Source organism: Pseudomonas sp. PDM05 (genome assembly GCF_014851685.1).
Lineage (GTDB): Bacteria > Pseudomonadota > Gammaproteobacteria > Pseudomonadales > Pseudomonadaceae > Aquipseudomonas.
In genome coordinates this window covers 603896-628479 of the sequence record NZ_JACVAC010000001.1, presented here as the reverse complement: position 1 = coordinate 628479, position 24584 = coordinate 603896, and the positions used below count along the sequence as shown (strand labels likewise).

At 60.4% G+C, this 24584-nt stretch carries 24 protein-coding genes and 1 tRNA gene; 9 read left to right on the top strand and 16 right to left on the bottom strand.

Going from position 1 to position 24584, the window contains the following annotated elements; translation table 11 throughout:
• Positions 1–150: 150 nt before the first annotated feature.
• The 3 genes from IB241_RS03025 to IB241_RS03015 all read left to right on the top strand — a co-directional run bounded on the left by IB241_RS03025 (position 151) and on the right by IB241_RS03015 (position 1451).
• Complete coding sequence (locus tag IB241_RS03025) at positions 151–624, top strand: antitoxin Xre/MbcA/ParS toxin-binding domain-containing protein (RefSeq protein ID WP_192296893.1); 474 nt, start codon at positions 151–153, stop codon at positions 622–624.
• The gene (locus IB241_RS03020) at positions 624–1127 is read left to right on the top strand and encodes an RES family NAD+ phosphorylase (RefSeq protein WP_192296892.1); all 504 of its coding nucleotides are present in this window, start codon (positions 624–626) and stop codon (positions 1125–1127) included. Before IB241_RS03025 ends, IB241_RS03020 begins: the two co-directional genes overlap by 1 nt.
• Before the next feature lie 254 nt (positions 1128–1381).
• A tRNA-Asn gene (locus IB241_RS03015) sits at positions 1382–1451 on the top strand.
• A gap of 102 nt (positions 1452–1553) precedes the next feature.
• On the opposite strand, the gene IB241_RS03010 is transcribed toward IB241_RS03015, so the two are convergent.
• The 6 genes from IB241_RS03010 to IB241_RS02985 all read right to left on the bottom strand — a co-directional run bounded on the left by IB241_RS03010 (position 1554) and on the right by IB241_RS02985 (position 9000).
• Entirely contained in the window at positions 1554–1955 is a 402-nt protein-coding gene (locus tag IB241_RS03010) for a hypothetical protein (RefSeq protein WP_192296891.1), read from the bottom strand.
• A complete protein-coding gene (locus tag IB241_RS03005; RefSeq protein ID WP_318652579.1) occupies positions 1942–2355 on the bottom strand; it encodes a hypothetical protein in 414 nt (137 codons plus the stop codon). Before IB241_RS03005 ends, IB241_RS03010 begins: the two co-directional genes overlap by 14 nt.
• 119 nt (positions 2356–2474) lie before the next feature.
• On the bottom strand, positions 2475–4787 hold the full coding sequence (locus tag IB241_RS03000) for a TonB-dependent siderophore receptor (RefSeq protein WP_225595211.1): 2313 nt from the start codon (positions 4785–4787) through the stop codon (positions 2475–2477).
• A 310-nt stretch (positions 4788–5097) separates the two neighbouring features.
• Positions 5098–5949, bottom strand: coding sequence for an AraC family transcriptional regulator (locus IB241_RS02995; protein WP_192296889.1), 852 nt, complete (start codon positions 5947–5949; stop codon positions 5098–5100).
• 403 nt (positions 5950–6352) lie between these two features.
• The gene (locus tag IB241_RS02990) at positions 6353–8215 is read right to left on the bottom strand and encodes a DUF3857 domain-containing transglutaminase family protein (protein WP_192296888.1); all 1863 of its coding nucleotides are present in this window, start codon (positions 8213–8215) and stop codon (positions 6353–6355) included.
• 146 nt (positions 8216–8361) lie between these two features.
• Positions 8362–9000: a TetR/AcrR family transcriptional regulator gene (locus IB241_RS02985; RefSeq protein ID WP_192296887.1), complete on the bottom strand. Its 639-nt coding sequence runs from the start codon at positions 8998–9000 to the stop codon at positions 8362–8364.
• Between the two features lie 119 nt (positions 9001–9119).
• Between IB241_RS02985 and IB241_RS02980 the strand changes: the two genes are divergently transcribed.
• Together IB241_RS02980 and IB241_RS02975 are read left to right on the top strand one after the other, a co-directional pair.
• Positions 9120–10337 carry an MFS transporter gene (locus IB241_RS02980; protein WP_192296886.1) on the top strand — a complete coding sequence of 406 codons (1218 nt, stop codon included), beginning with the start codon at positions 9120–9122 and terminating at the stop codon, positions 10335–10337.
• A gap of 94 nt (positions 10338–10431) precedes the next feature.
• Complete coding sequence (locus tag IB241_RS02975; protein ID WP_192296885.1) at positions 10432–11229, top strand: DNA/RNA non-specific endonuclease; 798 nt, start codon at positions 10432–10434, stop codon at positions 11227–11229.
• 8 nt (positions 11230–11237) lie between these two features.
• On the opposite strand, the gene IB241_RS02970 is transcribed toward IB241_RS02975, so the two are convergent.
• The 8 genes from IB241_RS02970 to IB241_RS02935 form a co-directional block, all read right to left on the bottom strand.
• Positions 11238–11417, bottom strand: a complete 180-nt coding sequence (locus IB241_RS02970; RefSeq protein WP_192296884.1) for a DUF1289 domain-containing protein — start codon at positions 11415–11417, stop codon at positions 11238–11240.
• A 33-nt stretch (positions 11418–11450) separates the two neighbouring features.
• Positions 11451–12362, bottom strand: coding sequence for a CDF family Co(II)/Ni(II) efflux transporter DmeF (gene dmeF / locus IB241_RS02965; protein WP_192296883.1), 912 nt, complete (start codon positions 12360–12362; stop codon positions 11451–11453).
• The gene (locus tag IB241_RS02960; RefSeq protein ID WP_192296882.1) at positions 12359–12634 is read right to left on the bottom strand and encodes a metal/formaldehyde-sensitive transcriptional repressor; all 276 of its coding nucleotides are present in this window, start codon (positions 12632–12634) and stop codon (positions 12359–12361) included. The genes dmeF and IB241_RS02960 overlap by 4 nt, the downstream gene beginning before the upstream one ends.
• 81 nt (positions 12635–12715) lie before the next feature.
• Complete coding sequence (locus IB241_RS02955; protein ID WP_192296881.1) at positions 12716–12868, bottom strand: DUF2986 domain-containing protein; 153 nt, start codon at positions 12866–12868, stop codon at positions 12716–12718.
• Between the two features lie 54 nt (positions 12869–12922).
• Positions 12923–13306 carry a hypothetical protein gene (locus IB241_RS02950; protein WP_225595210.1) on the bottom strand — a complete coding sequence of 128 codons (384 nt, stop codon included), beginning with the start codon at positions 13304–13306 and terminating at the stop codon, positions 12923–12925.
• A 27-nt stretch (positions 13307–13333) separates the two neighbouring features.
• Complete coding sequence (locus tag IB241_RS02945; RefSeq protein ID WP_192296879.1) at positions 13334–14359, bottom strand: alpha/beta hydrolase family protein; 1026 nt, start codon at positions 14357–14359, stop codon at positions 13334–13336.
• A gap of 613 nt (positions 14360–14972) precedes the next feature.
• Complete coding sequence (gudD, locus tag IB241_RS02940; protein WP_192296878.1) at positions 14973–16298, bottom strand: glucarate dehydratase; 1326 nt, start codon at positions 16296–16298, stop codon at positions 14973–14975.
• 19 nt (positions 16299–16317) lie between these two features.
• Entirely contained in the window at positions 16318–17679 is a 1362-nt protein-coding gene (locus IB241_RS02935; protein ID WP_192296877.1) for an MFS transporter, read from the bottom strand.
• Positions 17680–18016: 337 nt separating this feature from the next.
• Between IB241_RS02935 and IB241_RS02930 the strand changes: the two genes are divergently transcribed.
• The 3 genes from IB241_RS02930 to IB241_RS02920 all read left to right on the top strand — a co-directional run bounded on the left by IB241_RS02930 (position 18017) and on the right by IB241_RS02920 (position 21811).
• Positions 18017–18727 (top strand): FadR/GntR family transcriptional regulator, encoded by a 711-nt coding sequence (locus tag IB241_RS02930; protein WP_192296876.1) that lies wholly within the window; start codon positions 18017–18019, stop codon positions 18725–18727.
• 5 nt (positions 18728–18732) lie between these two features.
• Positions 18733–19434, top strand: a complete 702-nt coding sequence (locus tag IB241_RS02925; protein WP_192296875.1) for a tRNA (adenine(22)-N(1))-methyltransferase — start codon at positions 18733–18735, stop codon at positions 19432–19434.
• Between the two features lie 319 nt (positions 19435–19753).
• Positions 19754–21811 (top strand): methyl-accepting chemotaxis protein, encoded by a 2058-nt coding sequence (locus IB241_RS02920; RefSeq protein ID WP_192296874.1) that lies wholly within the window; start codon positions 19754–19756, stop codon positions 21809–21811.
• Between the two features lie 91 nt (positions 21812–21902).
• On the opposite strand, the gene IB241_RS02915 is transcribed toward IB241_RS02920, so the two are convergent.
• Positions 21903–22358 carry a VOC family protein gene (locus tag IB241_RS02915; RefSeq protein ID WP_192296873.1) on the bottom strand — a complete coding sequence of 152 codons (456 nt, stop codon included), beginning with the start codon at positions 22356–22358 and terminating at the stop codon, positions 21903–21905.
• Between the two features lie 132 nt (positions 22359–22490).
• Between IB241_RS02915 and IB241_RS02910 the strand changes: the two genes are divergently transcribed.
• Complete coding sequence (locus IB241_RS02910) at positions 22491–23117, top strand: glutathione S-transferase family protein (RefSeq protein ID WP_192296872.1); 627 nt, start codon at positions 22491–22493, stop codon at positions 23115–23117.
• A gap of 181 nt (positions 23118–23298) precedes the next feature.
• Here IB241_RS02910 and IB241_RS02905 read toward each other — a convergent pair whose 3' ends face one another.
• Positions 23299–24558: a hypothetical protein gene (locus tag IB241_RS02905; protein WP_192296871.1), complete on the bottom strand. Its 1260-nt coding sequence runs from the start codon at positions 24556–24558 to the stop codon at positions 23299–23301.
• Positions 24559–24584: the final 26 nt, after the last annotated feature.

The following is a 24584-nucleotide window of genomic DNA, read 5'->3' as shown; positions in this document are numbered from 1 at the left end:
TCACCTAGCTTGAATTGGACTTGCAGAAAATGCCTCTTTTCAATCTGCCAGTTTCAGTGTGCGATAGGCGAAAAATACCCATCGTCGGATAGGTTGGCTTTCTCTGCCATCTGGCGATATATTTTGGCCATATGGCAGAGGAGGGCGACCATGATTCCTGCAAGCAAAAGCCTACAAGCGACAACATACGATCCAGCGCGGCCGCTACAGCTGCTGTTTGGCGAAGGCAAAAAACTCAAGGTTACGAGTGCGTTTGAGCTTCATTCCATGATGGAGAAGGGGTTTCCGTCAGAGCTGGTGATTGCGTTTGTTCAGTCATACAGCCAACTACGAGATCACCATGTGTTCTCTAAGGTGCTCGGGCTTTCGGATCGAACGGTGCAGCGGCGTATCAAAAAACCTGAACCCCTGACGGCTGAGCAGACCAACAGCACGTGGCGTCTGGCTAGCGTATTGAGTAAGGCAGAGGAGGTGTTGGGAGATCGCCAGCAGGCGCTCAACTGGATGACCTCTCCTGCTATGGGGCTCGAGGGAAAGACGCCTCTGGATCTGCTGACGACTCAGATGGGATTTGAGTTGGTAGAGGACTTTCTGACCCGCATGGAATACGGGGTGTATTCCTGATGACGATAGTGCCAGGGAATGGTGAGTTGTATTTGTGGCGATTGGATCAAGAGAAGCATGCATCCACTTGGTCGTCCGGTATTGGGGCTGAAATCGCTGGCGGCCGGTGGAACTCTAAAGGTATCAAAGCGGTGTACTGCTCCGCAGATCCGTCTACTGCGATCCTTGAGGTGGCCGTGCACAAAGGTTTTCAGGCACTGGACACGATTGCGCATGTACTCACGTGTGCCCGGGTCAAGGACTTCAAGCTCGTCCATCGGGTCATGCCTGACTCGGTACCTAACGCAAACTGGCTGTTCCCGGGTTCACCCGGGCGAGGTCAGCAGCAGTTTGGTGACAGCCTCTTAGCAGAGCATCCCTTCGTGTTGATTCCTTCAGCCGTTTCCCGGCATAGCTGGAATGTGCTGATGAATCCCTCTGCAGCGAACGATTTATTCGAATTGATCAGCCAAGAGCGGTTTGCTCTCGACACACGGTTGAACCCTCCTCAGCCTATGCGGTGACCGTCGAACCAGGACGATAGGCACCCATGGGACAAACGGATTGCTTAGGGGGGGCTGAGACCCGAATGAATTGCATTGCCAGATTTTTGCAGGATTGCCGGGTGAATGCTGACAAAGGGCGCCTCCTTTTCCTACAGGTCATTGTTTTGCCACGCTTTGACAACCCAACCCACCCCGACTAACTCTCCTGGCGTGACGCATTCATGTACTCACGCTGTGCAGCGTTTCAGTGTCTCCAGCACGTTTTCCGTGGGCCCGTTGCGACCAATCGGTAGCAAATGACTGTTAATCATTGGGTCCCTGGTTCGAGTCCAGGTCGTGGAGTCAGATAGAGAAAAGCCTGCAGAGATGCAGGCTTTTTTTGCCTTGGATTTGGCCGGGTGATCGAAGCGCACAGCGTGAGCAAGCGGATGCCAGGATGGGCCATCAATGAGATGACTTTCTATCCTTTGCAAGCAGTTCTCTTGCCATCTCCATTGCCTGTTGACGTGAAGCAGCTAGAAGCAGAGGGTAGCCCCAGAACTTGGCAAAAACGGCCGCGAATGCCCTGAAACCAAGACGTTTTGCCGAGTTGGGTTCGACCAGAATCATTGCCAGAACCCACTTTCGCAATTCAATTTTGTGCTTTTTCATCCAGAGTGCGGTGCGTTTCTTTTCTTCCGGCGAGTGCTCATGGTCTTCGGCAGGTGCTTTATCAGTCAGGAGCACGAACGGCTCCCCACGCTGCAAGTTGGCCTCGAATTCGGCGAAGTCCTTTTGGTGATCGTGCCCGGGCTCTTGCGTAAGTTTCATCCAGACAAAAGGGAAGTCAGAACTATTGACCGACATGGTCGACTCCTTTGCTTTTGATGCAACGCCAAGTGGCTGCGATTGCGAATACGCCTGGCAGCGTAATGAAGAACACGGCCGAAAAAGCAACGTGCCAACCGTCGCGCAATCCGTCGGAGATTCCCCCGAGGGTATTCAGCGCGACAAGTAAGCTGCCGAGAACCAGGGCAACCCACTGAGCCTTGCGGGTTCCCATCAGTGCGATAAGCACCGTGACGATCCAAGAACCATAGAAGGCGGAAAACATCCACAGTACATCGGGTTCAAACGTAATAGCCGGTGTCGCTGCGTGTGCTCTCACAAAGTCATTTACATAGAAAAATAACTGGAAGCTGACAAAAAGTACGGCACCAGCGGCTGTCGTCAACCAGAACAAGGCTACGTTGTTTGGGGTATTCACGGCTGTGTCTTGGGCGGGGTGAAGGGTAGGCTGAAGGGGCATAGGAGCTTTCTCGACAATTAGTGGGCTGTTGTATGTGTTGGGATTTCTAACGGGTGAAGTGTTTGCCTGCGGGAGAATCAATACCTGTAGTCCAGGGTCACCATCAGGTTGCGTGGCGCGCCATAACCTACGGTGTCAAAATCGCCCTTCTGCAACGCATACTTCTTGTCGAGCACGTTGTTGACGTTGACTGCCGCGGTGATCTTCTTCGTGATGGCGTAGCGCCCCAACAGTGATACCAGCGCATAAGAACCTTGTTCCCCGCCCAACGAACTGGTGCCGGTTTTAGGCGCCTGGTAGAAGCGGCTTTGCCATTTGACGCCTGCACCCAGGGTCAACTTGCGCCACTCTCCAGGTAGTTGGTAGGTGGTGAAAAGCTGGGCTGTAGTGCGCGGTATTTGGGAGTTCAAGCGCACGCCATCGCCATCTTGCGCCGTGAAATGGGCGATACCTGAATAGATGTTCCAGCCACGCGCCAATTCGCCCTGCAAGTCCAGCTCGACCCCGCGCGACTTCGTGCCATCCGCGCCTACATAGGCTTGGGCACCACCTGGGGTATAGGTTCCTGCGACCATCTGTGCAGCGTTGTCCAGTTTGGTCTCGAACACGGCCATCGACGCATTCAGACGCCCGTCCAGATAAGCGCCTTTGAGTCCGATCTCCTTGGTTTTTCCCTTCGACGGCGTGAGCACATTGCCCTTGCTGTCGCGATAGTCGGTTTGCGGATTGAATATGCCCGTGTAGCTCACGTAGGCCGAATAGGTCTTGTCGATGTCGTAGATCAAGCCAGCATACGGCGTGAATTCACTGCTCTTTTTGTAGTGCAGCGACGAGCCGCCCACGGCGTCGTCGATTTCATAGTTGCTGAAGCGGCCGCCGACAATGAGTTTCAGAGGCTCGGCCAGCGAGAACCGGGCTGCGCTATAGACGCCGCTCTGTTTGATCAGGGTACGGGTCGGGATCGAAGCTATGGCATCGAAGTTGGGGCGAGGAAAGGCTGGGCTCAGTTCATAGACATTGACCGGGGTAAGGCCTGCATAGAACGGAGCGATATCTTGCTGGCTGGCGGTGCGGCGCGAACTCGTCGCCCCCACCACCAGGTCATGCTGGCGGCCAAGCAGTTCGAAGGGGCCGCTCGCCATCACGTCGAAGGTGTTTTGACGGCTGCGACCTTCGGACGCCAGTGCCACCGGATAAGCTCCGTTGGGAAAGGAACCCAGCCCCGTGGCGCGATCCGGGCGACCGACCAGGCCGAGTAGTTGGGCATCGTATTCGGTGCGGTACTGGTTAGCGACGGCCCGGAGGTTCCAACCGTTGTCGAAGCGGTGCTCGATCTCGGCAAACGCCGTTTTAAGGGTGTTGTCCCAATGGCTCCAGTTCTGAGCGTAGTTTTTGGAGCGTGAATACTCCGCCTGCGTGCCGTCGCTGAACCAGAGCGGCAAACCTCCCCAAGTGGAGCCCTTCGGCGTGATGTCCTGGTAGTCATAACCCAGGCTCACCGTCGTGTCCGGCGTCAGATCTGCCTCGATGATGCCGTAGAACGCCTTCCTTTGCGGCTTGTACCCATCGATGTACGAGTTTCCTTCCTGGGACGTCCCGACTATGCGGGCGCGGACACGGCCATCCTCGGTCAACGGAGTCGATACGTCGGCCATTTCCCGGTGGGTATCCCAGCTCCCCGCACCGAGCGAGGCGGACGCCGAGAATTCGCGGGTCGGCCGTTTGCGCACCAGATTGATGGCGGCCGAAGGATTGCCGGTGCCGGTCAGCAGGCCGGAGCCGCCGCGCACTACCTCGACACGATCATAGAACGCAGTATCGAGAGAACCGATACCGCTCCCATTAACGATGTTGCCGACGACGGTGGGTATGCCGTCGTACTGAACGTTGTTGATCAAGAAACCACGCGAGTAGAAACTCGTCCGTTCGCTGTCGGATTGGTATGAAGAGACGCCTGTGGCGTTCTCCAGTACGCCCTGCACCGAATTCAATTGCTGGTCGTCCATGCGCTGGCGGGTGATCACCGTCACCGACTGCGGTGTTTCCCGCAACGAAAGCGGCAGGTGCGTCGCCGCCGTCGTCTGGCCCGTGGTGTAGGAGCCAGTACCTTCAGTGGTCGCCGTATCCATTGGGCCCGTCACGGTGATGGCCGGCAAGGCTATTTCCTCCTGAGACTTGCCTCCCGCCGTGGTTTGGATCTGCCCTGGCTCGGCGGCGAATGCGCCTTGCGCGCTGATCAGAACGGCCGCTGCTACGGCCGAGCCCAGTACGGTGCGGGGCGCGCTCCGGATTACTCCCTTGTAAGACCCTCCCGGACGAGGAAAGCCATCGGGCTCTGCGCGCATATCAATTGGCCAACGGGATTTCCCAACAGTTGTGATGGTGAACATCAACAATACTCATTTGTATTTAGATGTTGCATTTAACAACACACACAGAGGGGTGTGATGGCGAAACCAGGCCAGATTATTATTCATTTAGGCCAAGCGTGATTTCATCTTGGCGTGAGGATGGTTTTCGTTGAAAACCTGGCGTTGCGTGAACACCTGCAGTCGCATGCGTCCAAGAAAGGCTCTGCTCTCGACGAGCAGTCAGTCTTCACTATCACCACGAGGTTGCGAAATATCAGCGACTGCGCAAGGAAGGACAGCAGGAGATGGAGGACGGCAGCTGGCCCAGAGCCAAGATCCGCCTGATGCATCAGGGGGAGATTTCATTGGTGAACATGATGTGTGGCACTGAAGCAAGCTCTGCGCCGCTGATGCGATCCGAGAGGTATCGTGCCGGAGGTTTGCCCATTGCCTTGCGGAACATGGTCACGAAACCGCTGGCGTTTTCGTATCCCAGCTCTAATGCCACCGTTTGCACGCTTTCACCCTTGGTCAAGCGTTGCAGCGCAAGGATTACATGCAATTGCCGACGCCAGCGCCCAAAGCTCATTCCAATTTCATGCAGCAAAAGACGACTCATGCTTCGCTCGCTCATGCCAATTCGAGTAGCCCAATCGGCCTTCGAGGTTTTATCCGCGGGGGTAGCCAGCATCATTTCTACGAGGCGGCGCAATCGGGGATCGCGTGGCATGGGCAGATGCAAGTCTTCCACCGGCGCCGCCACCAGCTCATCGAGCAAGGCAGCAATCAACCGGTCTTCCCGCCCCCCCGGCGGGTACAGTTCGGGAAAACCGGCCACCTTCAGTAGCAACTCGCGTAGTAAGGGCGATACCGAAATCGTGCAACAGGTTTGCGGAAGGTCCGGTGCGGCGTCTGGCTCAACGAACAGGCAATAGCATTCCGTTTCACCCGCCCCCCGCGCCGCGTGCGGTAAGTCCCCCGGTATCCAGATGGCGCACTGCGGCGGCACGATCCAGATACCGTCGTCAATTTCACAGTTGAGGATTCCGCGTAAGGAGTAGATCAGCTGCGCCTTGCGATGCTGATGCCTCGCATTTTCCCAGTCCTTTGCTACCCATGTGGCACTCAAGGCCACAACAGGTCGCGAGAAGCTGTCGACGTCCCAAGGCACAATTAGATCGGTAATCGCAATGCTGGACATGTTGTCTTGTAGAGCCAGGGATGAGAGAGGGGGCTTTGGCCGAATCGAAGAATACTATGATCAACTTGCTCAATGGCGTCTAGCCGTTCCTAACCTTAGGGTTGCTTAGGCAGGTTGAGCTTTCTTCTGTGTTGAAAGAGCGGCCTTCTGATGAGGCAGCGGATCTTATCGAGGGTCTTCGACGATTGGATATTGGTCAGGGCCTGCACCAAAAGAAATGTCGACCCCCCCATAACGCAGGCGAGCGAAATCATCGCCGCGTCGGTAAGTTCGTTCCGTTTGACCGGCAACCGTTGAGTGTTTTTCTAATGGGGTGTGGCTGATAGCCAGATGAAAAGGCCTGCACAGATGCAGGCCTCTTTTTGCCTTGGGATTGGCTGGGCAATCGCGTAGGTAGGCGCAGTTATAGGGTCTGCACAATCACCTGGCTTTTCAGGTCGTTGACCATCCCTTCAATCGTCGGCTTCATCGCGACGTAGTCCTGTGCGCTGCACTGCGCGTCGGTGTGGGCGAACTGGTAACTGCGGGTCACCACCACGCTGTTGCCGTCCTGGGTGTACGTGGCTTGGTAATCGAAGCCGCCGCTCTTGAGAGACACCGCCTTGGGTACCGCCAGAATATTTACCGTCTTCGGAAATTCGAAGCGCGCCTGTTCGGCAATTTCGCCAGACAGGCAGGTAAAGTTCTGGGTGCGCTCTTTCTCGGCCATAAACGCAAACACGTTCTGTGAAATGCCGCCGGCGAGGCTGGTGAGGGTCGGCACGCCGGTCGGGCCGGGCAGGTTGACCAGGTTGTCGGTGTGGCCCGTGATCGTCGATTTGAAGATCGGCGCATTGCCTTCCAGGGTGTCGCTGACGACTTCACCATTACCGGACTGGCCGTACATGCTGAGGATTTCCTGCGTCAGTTTCTTGAGGTCGGCGGGCGGCAGCGACTTGAATACGAAGCGGTTGAACTCCGCGCCCCAGCCTTCCACGGTGGAGACGTGGTTGAAGTCGGCGCTGCCGTTGTCGGCGACGGTGAAGGTCAGGGTGTTGTCGACTTTGCCCAGTTGGCTGATCGGCGTGCGTTCCAGTGCGCCGGTCTGGGTCAGCAACACCGGCTTGCCCAGGTCCGGAATCGGCAGGTAGCCGGCGCCAATCGGCGCCGCCGTGGAGTCCAGGTACAGGTCCAGGCTCGGCACGTAGGTGATCGCATGGTTGAGCAGACCCAGCGTCGGCACCGTTGGCAAGGTATAGGCGTTGCCGAAGTTGATCAGCGCGGGTGAGCTTTCGAGGGCGACGGCCTTGAGCAAGGCTTCGAGCAGGGCGACATGGTCTTTGCAGTCGCCGTAACGGTTGTCCAGTACCGCCTGCGCCGGGTGCGGTACTACGCCGCCAGGGCCGACGTAAACCGCGACATAGCGAATGTTCTTACGCACCCAGTCGCTCAGCGCCAGGGCTTTGCTACGTGGGGTGTCGAGGTTGTTTGTGAGTTCCTTGGCCAGTTTGCTGATGGCGGGCGTCACTTCGATCTGTGCCCTGGCGGCGTAGGCTTGGGCAAATTGTTTGTAGTCGGCGAACGTCGATACAGCCATGAATTGCCCGTAGTCGCTGTAGGCGACAGCACCGTTTTCGATTCGGAATTTTTCGCTGGGCAGTTGTTCCCAGTGATAGATCTTGCGACCGGGTGCCGCCGCTGGCGTGGAGGCCTTGTAGCCTTTGACATCGGCGTACAGTGGCATGCTCGCTGGCATGTCGTAGGAAAAGCTGGTTTGCTCGGTCTGGTAGAAGTCCGGGATGTTGATGTCTTCGAACTGCTGGGGAAACAACGGCTTGTTGCGCTGCAACTGGTAGCGCAAGACCAGGCGGTCGCCGACCGCCACGTCCGGGAAGATCACCACTTTGACCCGGGAGTCCTGGAACATCGGCGCATCGGCTGAGGCGCGCTCTTGCTGCTCCTTGATCTGTTTGGGCTGTACGCGGATTTTGCGACCGCTGGCTTTCTGGGTGTAGGCCTCGACGATTTTCAAGGTTTCCAGTGTGCGGTTGAAGCTCAGTGGCCGTTGGGCGTGCAGCTTGATTGCGCGCTCTTCGTTGACCCGCGAGATCATTTCCACGTTGAGCACAAAGCTGCCGTCAGCATTGACGACATAGGCGTGGGTATTTTTTTCGACAGTGAGGGAGTGGTCGGTGTCATCGGCCTGCACCTGTGCCGTGAACAGCCCGCAAACCACCACAGCCAGCACACCGAACAGGCGCGCCGGGGAGAGAGTAAAGCCTTGCATAAAGATCCTTCTGAACGATGACGTGCGCCGTCGGTAAGAGGGCGCGCATTCCTTGGGTAATCCGCTTAATGCGAAGCATTACTATATAGAAGTGGCGATAGGCCTGCAGTGTTTTTCCACGCTTCCCCGGCGGTTTTCCAGGTCTGCTACGGCTGTTTGAGTTGCGGCGCCACAACCGACGCCGCCACATCCCACGCCATCAGCAGCTGATCAATCGCCGCGTCGATCACGGCATGGGGCACGTTATCCCGTGCCAGGATCGACACCCCCTGCAAAAAGCTGTCAAACACCGTTGCCAGCACCGGCGCCTGCGTGTGTTGCGGCAATTGCCCGGCGCGGATCGCGCGCTCCACACACGCGACGATCCCCGCCCGCGTGCGCAGGCGTGATTGCGTCAGTGCATGGGCGACCCGCGCATTTTCCGGGCTCGGTGCACTCATCACGCCTAGCGCGACCATGCAGCCCTTGGGGTGCCCGTCTTCGCACTGCATGCGCGCCGACTGACGCAGGGCGGTTTCGATGGCCTGACGGGGCAACAGGGTTTCGTCCCACAGGCATTCGGTGACTCTGGCGTAGGTCGACAGGTAGCGCTGCACGCATTCGTCGAACAACGCCTCCTTGGAGCCGAACGCGGCGTAAAAACTTGGCGCGGAGATACCGCCACCCAGGCCGGCCTTGAGTTGGGCGAGGGAGGTGGCGTCGTAGCCGTATTGCCAGAACAGGTGCATGGCCTGTTCCACGGCATGGTCACGGTCGAAATTACGCGGGCGGCCCATCTGTGCCATATGAGGTCTCCAGTAGAAAACGAGATAAATACTAGTCGATACATAAATCGTTGACAACGCACCCACTAGGCTTGCAACATTTGTATCGATCAGTATTTAAGTCGTCCCAGGAGTTGCCCATGACACCCTCACTCAGCTTGTCCGCGTCTTCAGAACGCTTGCCCATCGGCGCCTTGCTCGCCCTGGCCATGACCGGTTTCATCTGTATCGTCACCGAGACCTTGCCCGCAGGCCTGCTGCCGCTTATCAGCGCAGGCTTGGCGATTTCTCCGGCAATGGCCGGGCAGATGGTCACCGCCTATGCGCTGGGTTCGGTGCTGGCAGTCATCCCCATGACCATCGCGACCCGTGGCTGGCGTCGGCGTAATGTGCTGTTGCTGACCATCGTCGGTTTCCTGCTGTTCAACTCGATCACCGCGCTGTCATCCCACTACGGGGTGACCCTGGTCGCGCGGTTCTTCGCCGGCGTCGCCGCGGGCTTGGCCTGGAGCCTGCTGGCTGGTTACGCCCGGCGCATGGTCGCGCCCCGGCAACAGGGCAGGGCGCTGGCATTGGCGATGGTCGGCACGCCGATTGCGCTGTCGCTGGGTGTGCCTCTGGGCACGTGGCTGGGCGGGCTGCTGGGGTGGCGCACCACATTCGGGCTGATGTCGGTGCTGACGTTGGGGCTGATTGTGTGGGTGCTGGTGAAAGTCCCGGACTATCCACCTCAGGCCGCGCATCAGCGTTTGTCCGTGGGCAAGGTGCTGACCACGCCCGGCGTGCGTCCGGTGCTGGCGGTGGTGATCAGTTGGATGCTGGCGCACAACATTCTGTACACCTACATCGCGCCCTTCGTGGCGCAGGCCGGGTTGGCGGAGCGTGTGGATGGGGTGCTGCTGGTGTTCGGGCTGGCAGCATTGGCGGGGATTTGGCTGACGGCCAGGCTGGTCGAGCCGCTGTTGCGCAAAACCGTGCTGGTCAGCCTGGCGACCTTTGCAGGGGTAAGCGTGGTGTTTGGTGTTGTAGGAAGCTTGCCCGCAGTGATCTATCTCGGTGTCGCGGTGTGGGGGCTCAGCTTCGGCGGTGCAGCGACGCTGCTGCAAACCGCCCTGGCCGATGCGGCGGGGGATGGTGCGGACGTCGCGCTGTCGCTGAATGTGGTGGCGTGGAACAGCGCAATTGCCGCCAGCGGCATCGTCGGCGGGGTGTTGCTGGAGACCTGGGGCGTGGCGTCGTTCCCGTGGGCGATGCTGCTGTTGATTGCGCTGTCATTCGCGCTGGCCTGGAGTGCACGCAGCCATGGGTTCAAGCCAGGGCCTCGGGGTGCGGGAAAACCTGCAGCGGTCGGGCACTAATCTGACATTCGATAGTCAATAATCCTCGTAATATCATCCACTTGGCGGCGTTTTCCGCCGCCTGTCGCTTCACTCTCTGTCGAAGATTTAATGCATGTACCTACGCAATATTGCAGTTGGTCTCACCGCCCTTGTTTTACTTTCCTCCGGGGCCAACGCGCGCAGTCTGCCGGACCTTTACTCCAAGCAGCAAAAGCAGGCGTCATTCGACAATTGCGCAGACTTGTTTCCCGCTGCAACACCGATCAATACCGCCACTGTGCCCGCCACGATGAGGCCCCTGGCGCTGTGCTCCGACCACTTCGCCGTGCTCTATTCGCAAGCCAGCAAGACCCCGCTGGTGGTGGTCGAGCGCCTGAACGCCGCACAGTTGAAAGACGCCAAGGGCGAGGAGCGCACCAACCAGTTCTACGCTGACCCGCGCATTCCCAAGGGTGGGCGCGCGGAATTGAGCGACTACCGCAGCCAGCATCCGGCCGTGGACCGTGGCCACCAAGCCCCGGCTGCCGACGCGCCGAACGCTAACGCGATGGCGCAGTCGTTCGCGCTGTCGAACATGGTGCCGCAGGACCCCACCAACAACCGCAAGATCTGGAGCAAGGTCGAGGCCGACGTGCGCAAATTCGCCGTGCGCGCCGGCGGCGATGTGTATGTGTTCACCGGCCCGTTGTTCGACCCCGGCCACAGCACCATCGGCGCCAATCAGGTCTGGGTGCCGACGCGCCTGTTCAAGCTGGTGTATGACGCTTCGTCCAAACGCGCCTGGGCCTACGTGCTGCCCAATGCCGAAACCCGCATCCAGAAACCGATGGACTACGACACCTTTGTAAAAAGCACCGGGCTCAAGCTGCTGGGTAACCTGCCGGTGTCGGGGTCGGTGGGGCGTACTTAGTCGTACGCTTACTTGGCCTTTTTCAGCGCTTTCAAACGCAGGGTGGCGCGTTGCACGGCGGCCATTTTCTCCGGCCGTTTCATCCTTTTCCATTTACGGATGTCGTCTTTGCTGCGCCCGCAACTGACGCAGAGGTCGCCGCTGAGCTGGCAGATGGAGATGCAGGGGTTTTCTATATCTTTAGCCAAGGGGGCACCCATAGATGGCGTCAGTGGTCGCGGTTACGCCGCACGAAACTCGACGGTGAGGTGGCTCACTTCGTGCACCGGCTTGAGGCGCTCGCGAATGCGCTCGGCATCCGTCGTTGCGGCGCCCACCACACTGACAATCGCCGCATGGGCGTCTGGCCCCACGCGCCAGACGTGCAGGTCGGTGATCCGCGCATCGCCGGGCTGCTCAACCAACTCGCGGATCTCGGCGGCGACGTGCTCATCGGTCTGGTCCAGCAGCACGCCGGCGGTCGCGCCCATCAGGCTCCAGGCCCAGCGCGCAATGACGATGGCGCCGACGATGCCCATCACCGGGTCCAGCCACACCCAACCGAGGTAGCGCCCGGCCAGCAACGCGGCGATGGCGAGGACGGAGGTCAGTGCGTCGGCGATGACGTGCACGTAGGCGGATCGCAGGTTGTTGTCGTGGCCGTGGTGATGATGGTCGTGTGCGTGGCCGTGATCATGGCTGTGGCCGTGACCCAATAGCAGCGCACTGGCGATATTCACCACCAGGCCCACCACGGCAATCAGGGTAGCTGTGCCAAATTGCACCTCGGAGGGCGTCAGCAAGCGCATCACCGATTCCACCCCGATACCCAACGACACCAGTGCCAGGATCAGCGCCGAGGCAAAGCCGCCGAGGTCGCCGACCTTGCCGGTGCCAAAGCTGTAGCGCGGGCTGTGCGCATGGCGTTTGGCAAAGGCGTATGCGGCGGCGGCAATGCCCAGGGCGCCCGCGTGGGTAGCCATGTGAAAACCGTCGGCGAGCAGGGCCATGGAGCCGGTGAGCGCACCGGCGGCGATTTCCACGACCATCATCACCACCGTCAGCATCACCACCCACAGGGTGCGCCTGGCGTTTTCATCGTGGGATGCACCGAGGAACACATGCTCGTGGCTATGGCTGTTGGCGAGGCTCATTTGGAATAGCGCCGAATGGCTTCAAGCAATTCTTCGACGCCCTTGCTGCGTTCTTCTTCGGAGAGGGCAGGGTCGGCCACGTGCGACCTGGCGTGGTCTTCGATGATTTCTTCCATCAACCCGTTGATCGCGCCGCGGGTGGCCGCCACCAAGTGCAGGGTCTTGGCGCAGTCGGCATCCGCTTCGAGCTCGCGCTCGAGGGCCTGGATCTGCCCGGCGATGCGTTTGACGCGTTTGATCAGGTTGTCTTTGTTTGCCGAGACGTGGCCCATGCCTATACCCCCCCTACCTATGAAGGGGGCGATCATTGCATACCCCACCCCCCTATAACAAGGCGCGGCGCTGCCGGGTGTTTACGCTTGTTCCGCAGGCGCGGCGGCTTCTTCGGCGAGTTTCAGGCGGTCGGCTTTGCTGATGTATTTGTCTTTGGACTTGGGCGCCAGTTTGGCACTGGCTTTTTTGGCTTTGGCCTTGAACAGTTGCTGGAGCTTTTTCTGGCGATTCATGGGGTTTTATCCGACGGGTGAAGGTGCGGATGATACCAGCTAAAAATCCCAGCCCTACAGCGCGCAATCCAGCCGAATCGGCCCAATCTCGATCATACCGGCCGACACCGAAGCGATACCCTCCATCCCCCAGAACAACGGCCCGCCATCACTGACCAGATCATAGATCGCACTTTCACTGATCAACCGGCCGTTGCGCTGATCGTACAGGCGAAAGAACGCCGGGCTTTCCCAGCGCACAAACAGGTGAACCTCGGCTGTTTCGTCCGGATGGGCCTGGGGGTGAAAGGCGCTGGGCAGTACCCAGAAAGGTTTGAATTGCTGCACCCGATAACAGCCGTTGGGGCTGATATGGGCGGAGCCGGAGGGTTGCGCCAGGCCTTTTTCCCACCACTGGGAAGCGCCCCACAGCGCTGCGCAAATTAAGAGTGTGCTCAAGACTACTTTTCTCACGTTGACACAGCCTTATTTGCCCGCAGGTTGGGCGAGAAATTCGCTGATCAGGGCCACCACCTGCTGTTGAATCACCTCCCGTGGTCGCGCGCCCTCGCCATCGCGGCAAATCATGCCGTCACCGGGCGAACTCTCTTCAATCAGCGCCTCGCCGCCGGGTTTGCAGATCGCCATAAAGCTGAAGTGGGTGGCGTCGCTGATCTGCACATACTGGGTCGATGCTTTCGGCAGGCGCCTGGCCAGGTCGGCGGATTCCAGTTCGGCCGGCAGTTGCGGTTCCGTCACGCCCGCCGCAAGTATCAATGCCGGCACCGGCAGTGCCGCCAGGCTGGCGTCGGTCATGCCGCGTGACAGGCCCAGGTCCAGCGATACCACGGCGCTGACGCGTTTATCGCTCAAGTCTGCGGCCACCTTGGCGTTGTCGGGGTTCATCTGCCGGTACGCCGTGCAGGCGACCAATTGCGGGTGAGCGGTGCAGTCTTTGGCGAACTGCGCGGGGTCGAAGCGCGCGCCGGCGGCTTCCAGCACGGTCCAGCCGCCGAGTGAATGGCCGATCACGGCAATCCGACGATTCTCCACGGCGCCGAATTGCTTAGGCTGCGCGAGCACCGCGTCGATGGCGCGGCTCAGGTCCTTGGGCCGTTGCCACAACTGCGCGGCGGCCTCGGGGCTGCGATCTTTGCTGGTGGTGCCGGGGTGGTTGACCGCCGCGACGATATAACCCTGATGCGCCAACGCACTGGCCAGCCACACCTGATTACCCCAATTGCCGCCATTGCCGTGGGAAATCACCACCAACGGATGTCTGCCGCTGGCGGGCGGTGCGTCGGGCACGGCGAGGGCACCGTGAAAGACGGCGTCGTCGCGGATCAGCTCTGGGGCTTTGGCGGTTTTAGCGGGATACCACACGACCATCTGCAACGGGCGGTTGCCGTGGGCGTCGGGGAGGGTGGTGTTCTGGAAGCCGATGGGGCTGTTGTCGGCGAATGCAGGTGTGGCGAGGCAGACCAGGAACAACGCGGCAAGGGTGGTTTTCACTGTTGTTATCGTCCTTGAAGTGAGGCGCGCATCATGGCTGGAAATCGGCGATTTGAGTAGAGGGCAGGCGGGACTAGGAAGTTGCTGACGAACTCCTGATTTAAAGTATGGCGGAGTTGTCTTTGTTGATTTTAGGAAGTGTGTGGGTTTATTCGGTTATTGAATCGTGCAAAAAAAGGTAGTGGCGTGATTCTTACAGTTGGCTTGATTGGAACCTTATGTGTTGACACCTGACTCTATGGTGAAGATTTTGAAAGGTTGATTGTATTTCCTCAGCGCGTAAATCTCGCTGGAGCGGTTCTTGCGCTGTTTGCTGTTTTAGTTGTTTCTAACAATGAAGCCGCTTTTGCCGGGGAGGGATCAATCACTAAAGCCACTGCGCCCGGTCCGGTGCTGATTTTATCCAATTCTGATACCGGTCCCGGTGTTGGTTTTTCAAATTTCTATGCTACTTCTTCGGATTTTCCTGCGGTTATGCTATTGCCGTCCGTACAGCACTCAAGAATATTGTATGGACATGCTCGCGAACGCGCAGTGTCAGTCTCCCGATAGATAGACTGATCCACCGCATTCGCGAGCAAGCCCGCACACATTTTTGATCTCAGTGTTTAGCTCATCGCACCAGGCACGGCTGTTTGTTGTTGAACTTCCACCCTGGAATCAAAAACTGCATCGCCACGCTGTCATCCCGTGCGCCCAGGCCCATGCCTTTGTACAGCTCATGGGCCTTGGCCACGGCGTCCATGTCGATGTCTACGCCCAGGCCGGGTTTGGCCGGCACGTTCACGTAGCCGCCTTCGATCTTCAGGGGTTCCCGGGTCAGGCGCTGGCCGTCCTGCCAGATCCAGTGGGTGTCGATGGCGGTGATGTCGCCCGGTGCGGCGGCGGCGACCTGGGTGAACATCGCCAGGGAAATGTCGAAGTGGTTGTTGGAGTGCGAACCCCAGGTCAGGCCCCACTCGTGGCACATCTGCGCGACACGTACCGAGCCTTGCATGGTCCAGAAGTGCGGGTCGGCCAGGGGGATGTCCACTGATTGCAGTTGGATCGCGTGACCCATTTCGCGCCAGTCGGTGGCGATCATATTGGTCGCGGTTTTCAGCCCGGTGGCGCGGCGGAATTCGGCCATTACTTCGCGGCCGGAATAGCCGTTTTCCGCACCGCAGGGGTCTTCGGCGTAGGCGAGCACGTGGTGTTGGTCGCGGCACAGGCGGATGGCTTCTTGCAGAGACCATGCGCCGTTCGGGTCGAGGGTGATGCGTGCATCGGGGAAGCGTTCGGCCAGGGCGGTGACGGCTTCGATTTCTGCGTCGCCGCTCAATACCCCGCCTTTGAGCTTGAAGTCGTTGAAGCCGTATTTGGCCTTGGCGGCTTCGGCCATGCGCACCACGGCTTCGGCAGTCAACGCCTGCTCATGGCGCAGGCGGAACCAGTCGTCATCGGCGTCGGCTTCGTTGCGGTAGGCCAGGTCGGTGGTGTTGCGGTCGCCGATGTAGAACAGATAACCGAGCATTTTCACCGCATCGCGCTGCTGCCCTTCGCCAAGCAGGGCGGCCACCGGCACTTCGAGGAACTGCCCCAGCAAGTCGAGCAACGCGGCTTCCATCGCGGTGACGGCATGGATGGTGATGCGCAGGTCGAAGGTTTGCAGGCCGCGCCCGGCAGAGTCCCGCGAGGCGAAGGTGCTGCGCATCTGGTTGAGGATGCGCTGGTAATGGCCGATGGGCTGGCCGATCACCAGGCTGCGGGCGTCTTCCAGGGTTTCGCGGATGCGCTCGCCGCCGGGCACTTCGCCAACGCCGGTGTTGCCCGAACTGTCCTTGAGGATAACGATGTTGCGCGTGAAATACGGACCGTGGGCACCGCTGAGGTTGAGCAGCATGCTGTCATGGCCGGCGACCGGGATGACTTGGAAATCGCTGACGATAGGCGTGTTCATGGCAGGTTCCTAAATAGGCTCAGAGAGGTTTGCTGATGGCCGCGCCGCTGGGCACGACGCTCGGTGCCGCCAGCGCGGCAGAGGGCGAGGTCTTGGCAAAAAACACCAGGATCGCGGCCAGCACCGAGGTGCCGGCCAGGCCGTAGAGGCCGCCCTGGATCGACCCGGTGGTCTGTTCCAGGAAGCCGAACGTGGTCGGCGCAACAAAGCCGCCCAGGTTGCCGATGGAGTTGATCAGCGCGATCACCGCCGCAGCGATGCGCGCATCCAGGTAGCCCTGGGGAATCGGCCAGAACAGCGACGACGCCGACTTGAAACCGATCGCCGCAAAACAGATCGCCACGAAGGCAAACACCGGCCCGCCGGTGGTGGACATGAACATGCCCGCCGCCGCAATCAACAACGCCGCCGCAACCCACGCCTGCTGGAACTTGAACTTGCCCGACAGCGACGCGAAGGCGTACATGGCGATGATCGAGATCAGCCACGGGATCGAGTTGAAGAAACCGACCTGCACGTCACTCAACTCACCCATCTTCTTGATGATGCTCGGCAGCCAGAACGTCGCGGCGTAGATCGTCAACTGGATGCAGAAGTACAACGCACAGAACAGCATGATCTGGCGGTCCTTGAGCAGCTTGCCGATGGTCGGCTTGACCGTGCTCAGCGCTTCACGATCGCGTTGTTCCTGGTCGATGGCGTTGACCAGTGCGTCCTGCTCTTCGCGGTTCATCCATTTCGCGTCGTGAGGCTTGGAGTCGAGCCAGAACCACACAAAGAACCCCAGCGCCACCGAGGCCAGGCCTTCGATGCCGAACATCCATTGCCAGCCGTGCAGGCCGAAGCCTTCGATCTGCAACAGCGCCCCCGACAAGGGGCCGGAAATCAGCGAGGCAACCGCCGAGCCACTGAGAAAGATCGCGATGGCCTTGCCGCGCTCAACGCCGGGCAACCAGCGGGTGAAGTAGTAGATCACCCCCGGGAAGAAACCCGCCTCGGCCACACCCAGCAGAAACCGCAGGATGTAGAAGTGGGTTTCGTTCTGGATGAACGCCATCAGCGTGGCGACGATGCCCCAGGTGAACATGATGCGGGTCAGCCAGATCCGTGCGCCGACCTTTTGCAGGAGCATGTTGGAGGGCACTTCGAAGAGCGCGTAGCCGATGAAGAACAACCCGGCGCCGAAGCCGTAGGCCGCTGCGCCGATGCCCAGGTCATGCTCCATGTGCGTGCGCACGAAGCCGATGTTGACCCGGTCGATGTAGTTGAGGATGAACATAATCACGAACAGTGGCAGCACGTGGCGCTTCACTTTGCTCACGGCGCGCGCGAGGACGGGATCACTGGTTGAAGCGGCGGATGCATGGCTTGAATGGGTCACAGTTCAAAACTCCCCCTGATTATTTTTATGCGGGTTTGTGCGTCTTGTTGATAGACATCATACAAGTGCTTTTCTTGAAGCCGCAATCGGGCGCTGTGATTTTTGTTTTTATAAGGCTGTAGGGTTTATTGGTGTTTTGGTTATTTGCCAGTGTTTGCAGGGGTTTATTAGGCTTTTTGGCGGGTGTGAATAGATGTGGATGCCTTGGTGATGTGTTTGAGCTTGTGCCAGGTAAAAGATAGTCATCATACAAGTAGATGGGATTTTGAATCTGCCCGGCCTCGTCTGCGGGCAGGGTGTTAAGCTCCCACCAGCCCAGCCCCGTGGACCCGTAACGATGCCCAATGAAAACGGAACGCCTGTCCGTAAACGTTCCAACAACCTCGCCCAAGGCGTGCTCGACGCGCTGACCCAGCGCATCCTGCTCGGGCAATTGCAGCCCGGTGAAAAGCTGCCATCCGAATCCACCATCGTGGCTGAACACGGGGTAAGCCGTACCGTGGTCCGCGAGGCGCTGTCCAAGTTGCAGGCCTCGGGGCTGGTGGAGACACGCCACGGCATCGGCACCTTTGTGCTCGCGCCGCAAGCGCAATCCGGCCTGCGCCTGCATGTGGACACGGTGGCCAGCGTGCGCAGCGTGCTCGAGTTGCGCTTGGGCCTTGAGGTGCAGGCGGTGGCACTGGCCGCACTGCGCAGGAGTGATGAACAACTGGCGCGCATGCGTGTGGCGCTGAGTGACTACCAGGCTTGCCTGGCCAACAACGACAGTTGCGTGGAAGCAGACAAGCGCTTTCACCAGTTGATCGCCGAAGCCACCGGCAATACCTTCTTCACCGAAATCATGCTGCACCTGGGCAATGCGATGATTCCGCGCACCCAGGTCAAGGGCGCCGAGCGCGGCGGCGCGGACTTCGCCCAATTGGGCCAGTTGGCGCACCTGGAGCATGAGGCAATCTTCAATGCGATCAAGCGCCAGGACCCGGACGCCGCACGCGCCGCGATGGTGCTGCACTTGAGCAACAGTCGCGATCGATTTTCGGGAGAGTAGGGCAGTTGAACGAACACACTTTATCCATGCGCCTGGAGCGCGTGGCGGCGAACGTGCCCGCCGGCGCACGCCTGGCCGATATCGGCTCCGACCACGCTTACCTGCCGGTGGCGTTGTTACGCCGTGGCGCAATTACCGCGGCGGTGGCGGGCGAGGTGGCGGCTACGCCCTTTCACGCGGCGCAGCGCACCGTGCGTGACAACGGCCTGGAACAACAGGTCAGCGTACGTCTGGCCAAAGGCTTGGCGGCCATCGAGCCGCAAGACGGCATCACCGCGATCAGCCTGTGCGGCATGGGCGGCGAAACCATCCGCGACATTCTCGCCAGCGGCAAGGCGCACCTGAACGGCCGCGAGCGGCTGGTCCTGCAACCCAACGGCGGTGAGCAACCGTTACGCCAATGGTTGATGGACAACGGCTACGCCATCCTTCACGAGGAGTTGCTGCACGAGAACCGCTTCTACTACGAAATCATCGTCGCCGAGCGCGGCGAGCCCGTGCGCTACAGCGCCGAGCAACTATACTTCGGCCCGTTGCACTTGCAGGCACGCAGCCCGGTGTTTTTGGCCAAGTGGCAACGTACGCTGCGCGAGAAACAAAAGACCCTGGCCAGCCTTGAACAGGCGCGCCAGGCGGGGCTTGAGGACAAGTTGCAAGTGCTTGCGCGGCACGTCAGCTGGATCACCGCACTGTTGAAAGGCGAGTGAAAACAAAGTGTGGCGAGGCCGCTTGCACCCTCTCCACAAGCACAGTGTTCGCCCTTGACTGACTGGCACCAGGGCCCGTTCCACATCCGTTGTTTTGTACCAATGGTTACGCCTGTGAGCGGTACTGAGTGCTTTTGCCCCATTTCAGGGCAAGTGGCGTGCGCTTTTTGTGTGCCACCCCGCGTAACTCAAGCCTCCCACCCTACGGCCCGTATCTTGCTTGAGCCAAGTTAATCAATGACATGGCGTTTTGCCGTTAGTCATTTCAAGGCTTCACCGTGCGGTGCACCGCGTGGGTCGTTTTAGGGAGTGGTCGGACATGCACAGCTTTTTATCACCCGGTATCCGCCTACTCGGCCGTTTTGGTTTCGCGCGTAAGTTCCAGATCCTGTTCTTCCTGTTCATGCTGCCCCTGGCCGGCAGCCTGTGGATGATCGGGCAGGACTACCGCGCCAAATTGACTGTGATCTCCAGCGAGCAGTCCGGCGTGCGCCAACTGCTGGCGATGGACGCGCTGGACGCCCAGCTGACCGCCCAGCGCAACCTGGCCGCACGCTGGAAAGCCGCCGACATCCTGCACGCCCCCACGCCGGCGGCGAAGGCGGCGATGGACAAGGTCGATGCCAACTTCCCGGTGCTGCTGCAAAGCCTGCAAACCCTCGGCGAGGCGCTCAAGGCCCAGCATGCCAGCGCCGATATCCTGGCGCGCTTCGAGGCGTTGCAGGCCACGGTCAAGGGCATGGATTCCCAAGCCCTGCGCACCGTGGGCTGGTGGCCGGACGGCTATGATCGCTTCACCGCAGCCCTGACTGCGATGCAAACCCTGCGCGAACAGGTGACCCTGGACACCGGCCTGATCCTCGACCCATGGCTGGAAACCTACCTGCTGATGCAGATTTCCACCCAGCACACCCCCGACCTGATCGAGCGCATCGGACGCATGGCCAGTGTGGGCCAGTCGTCCATCGCGTCTGGCCAGTTCACCCTGCAAAGCCGCCTGCAGATGCGCGACCTGCGCGGCCGCATCGGCGATGCGCGGGACCAGTTGGTCAAGGCCGCCGCCTCGCTCAAGGCCAAGCAATACGCGGGCATCGAGGCGTGGACCGCGCAGTACGACAGCAGCCTGCAAGGCCTGGATAACCAACTCAAGGTCCTCGACGACGGCGTGTTCGGCGGCACCATCAAGCTCGATACCACAGCGTTCGAAAGCAGTGTGGATACCATGCTCGACAGCCTCGGCGCGCTGCGCAACCAGACGCTGAAGTCCCTGGATGCGCGGTTGAGCTATTACCACAACCGCTCGCTGCAGCAGATCATTCCCGTGGCGGCGACGTTCAGCCTGCTGGCGTTGGCGGCGCTGTACCTGTTTATGTGCCTGCAAGCCTCGATCCGCCGCAGCGCCAGTGGCATCACCACCCTGGCGGAGTCGCTGCGTGACGGCAACCTGTGTGTGGAAGTGGCGGTGCAAGGGCGTGACGAACTGGCGGCGATCAGCACTGCGCTGAACGTCGCAGTGGTGCAATTGCGCACCAGCCTGCTGGGGGTCAATCACGAGACCCAGCAATTGGGCTCGGCGGTGCTCACCCTCAATTCGCAATCGGGCAGCACCCTCAACGAAGTCGAAGACCAGCAACAACAGATCAGCCAGATTGCCGCCGCCGCGACCCAGTTGGCCGCCACGTCCATGGGCGTCGCGCGCAGTTGCGAACAAGCCTCGGGCAGCGCCCAGCAGACCCGGCGCATCGCCGAAGACAGCAGCCGCGACAGCCAGCGCACCACGGCGAGCATCCAGCAGCTCAACAGGCGCCTGACCGACACCGCCAATGCCTTGGAGCAAGTCAGCCAGCAGGGCCAGCAGATTCAATCGGTGGTCGACACCATCCGTGGCATTGCTGAGCAGACCAACCTGCTGGCGCTCAATGCCGCCATCGAAGCCGCCCGCGCCGGCGAACAGGGCCGTGGTTTTGCGGTGGTGGCCGATGAAGTGCGCAGCCTGTCGCAACGCACCCAGGCCTCCACCGCGCAGATCGCCAGCACCGTGGACAGCCTGCGCGCGACGGTGAGCCAGGCGGTCACCCTGATGGGCGCCGCGTGCGAGCAAGCGCTGACCGATGCCGAGTCCGTCACCGGGCTCGGCACGCGCCTGGGCGAGATCGCCGGCGCGGTGCAGAACGTCACCGACACCCTGGCGCAGATCGCCACGGCGGTAGAAGAACAGGCCGCGACGGCGGATGAAGTCAGCGGCAATATCCAGCAGGTGGACCAGGCGGCGGGGCGCTTGCTTGACGGTGCACGGGCGGTCAACCAGGCGGCCGATACCTTGAGCAAGGGCAGCCAGGCGTTGAGTGACAACACTGCACGGTTCCGGCTGAGCTGATCTCTGTTTGTGTCGCGCGCTTGTGTGGGAGGGGGCGGGCCTCTTCCCATCTTTGAGTGCCTTTCAGCATTTCGATGGGGGAGGGCGGCGATCAGTCAAATGCCTCTGCAATAAAGGCTTCCAGCGTTGCCGCTTCGAGGATTTCCATGGAGAAATGCCCGAACCGCTTGGGTAACCAGATGATGCGTCCGCCGGACGGCGATTGCAGGTTCTCGCGGGCGAGCGGCGTGCCGTTTTCGTCTTCGGGTTGCACCCCAGCGGCGACCAGTTCGTCGTAGGCGATTTCGATGTCCGGCGTGGTGTAGCAATGCCGGTAAATCATCCCTTCGCCGTGGGCGTCCAGCAATGCGCGCAAGTTCCCCGCAATGGGCTGGACCAGCATGAAGCGCTCCTGCCCCAGCAGCACCACGGCATACAGCACGTGCAGGCCGCCGCGTTCCCACACGAACGTCTTGGAGATGCGGGCCTTGAGGATGTGCGCGTAATAGGCGCAGGCCTCGTCGAGGTTTTCGACCAGTATGTCGACGTGACTGAATTTCAGATCCATGGTGCCTCTCCGTACGAGCCGATCCCCATCGTAACCATGGCGCCCGTCACACTGAAATATATTTCCTGGCACTCCAGGCCAGTGGCGTAGTCTCTTGCTCAGTCATTTACTGTCGCCCAGCGGAGCCACCCTATGATTACCGTCCACCACCTCAACAACTCCCGCTCGCAGCGCATCCTCTGGCTGCTCGAAGAGCTCGGCCTGCCGTACCAGATCAAACGTTACCAGCGCGATCCGAAGACCAACCTTGCACCGCCTGAACTCAAGGCCATCCACCCGCTGGGCAAATCCCCGGTGATCGAGGACGGCGACCAGGTGCTGATCGAGTCCGCCGCGATCATCGACTACCTGATCCGCCGACACGGCGCCGGCCGCCTGCAACCGGCCCCGGCCAGCGCCGCCTACGACCAGTATGTGCAATGGCTGCACTTCGCCGAAGGCTCGGCGATGTTGCCGTTGATGCTCAACCTCTATGTCGGCCGCCTGGGCGAGGCGGGCGCGCCGTTGCATCCGCGCATCGAATCGGAAGTGGCCAATTACCTGGGGTACCTGAACGATGTGCTCAAGGAGAAGCCGTATCTGCTGGGGGATGAGTTGAGCGGCGCGGATATTCAGATGAGTTTTATTGGCGAAGTCGCCGGGGCGCAGGGCAAGTTGGCGGCGTATCCGCACCTGGCGGCGTGGGTGCAGAAATTCCAGGCACGCCCGGCGTATCGCAAGGCAGTGGAGCAAGGTGGCGAGTACGCATTCGCCAAATAACCCCCTGATGTACACCAAACGGGCCACTGTAGTGAGCGGGCTTGCCCCGCGCCGGGTGGCGCAGCCGCCCCAAATCCCGGCACCTCGGTCCCCCTGAAATACCGCGGCGCATCGTTTGGGGCGGCTGCGCCACCCAGCGCGGGCAAGCCCGCTCACTACGGGTGCGTCGAGGCAGGGTGGGTTAGCGGACTACTTCGAGCGCGGTGTATTCATTTACGTAATGGGTTTGGCTCGAGGTCGATTCCAGCGTCAGGGCCACGCCCAGATCTTCGATGAACACGCGTGAGGTCTTGTAGTCGCCCTGGTCGCAGGCCAGCTTTATCGCGTCACCTGTCAAGGTTGCAAATACCTGGCGCGCCTGAATGCGCGCGCCGACGGTGCAGGTCAATGACGTGTCGATGGCCTTGTCGGTCGGCCGGGCGGGCACATTGACCATGTGCAACTTCGCGCTCAGCGTCTGGCCCTGGGTCCAGCTGGCGGGGATGTGCAGCTCGGCTTCACGGGTTTGCAGCACCCGGCCATCGCCTACGCCGTTCATTTTCGATTTCAGCTGGATCATGTCCGCCTGCGTCAGGCGGTCGACGTTGAAGGTCTTGCCGTAGACCTCGTTCTTCACCAGCAAACGACCCTCGGCCTTGAACGTGACCGAAGTCGGCTGGTCCTGGCTGCCATCGCCTTTGCGCGCGAAATAGGTGTAGCTCAGTGTCTTGAACTTGGGTTGCAGCAGGGGCGAGTCGAGGCGCTGGAGCACATTGGCCGGCACCTCGACATCGCCGATGTTTGTTTCGGCCTGTGTGCGTGGGTAGTCCACTGGTGCAATGTCCGGTCGCAATTGCGCCAGCAGCCCCGCGTTGACCCCGCCCTGCACCGAACAGCTGATGCGCGATTGCGTGCCTTGCTTGCCTTCCGGTTCGACGATCAGCACACGCTCCACCTGGCGCAGGCCCGGCGCCTTGCCCGGCTGCGGTTTGATCGACAGCCAGCCGTTGCCGACCTTGAGCTCGCTGCGGGTGTACTCCTTGTCGCCTTTTTGCAGCGAGCCGGGCTGCTCCAGCAACGCGGTGAGGCGTTGTGCGACCTCATCGACACCGCCATCGACAATGAAGCCCCAGTAATAAAACAGGCCCAGCGCGCCAAGGTCGGTGACCTCATCGTTGTACGACAGCAGCTTCAACCCGCCGATGGCCGGCGCGCTGACCGGCACCTGGTTGGCCTTGTGGTCGGCACGGTTTTTAACCGCGATCCAGGTGAAGTTCTTTTCCTGCTTGAGCGGCGCGTAGGCCTGCCAGGCGTCGCGGTGGCTGTTCAGGCTGCTGAAGAAACTCGCATCGCAACGGGTGAAGGCCTTGAGCGTGTCGGTCAGTGCGGCATCGCTGGCGTGGGCGGCTGTAGGGAGCAGCAGGGCGGAGCTCAACAGGGCAGTGGCGAACGGCAACTTCATGGGGCAGGACTTCCTTATCGAAGGGC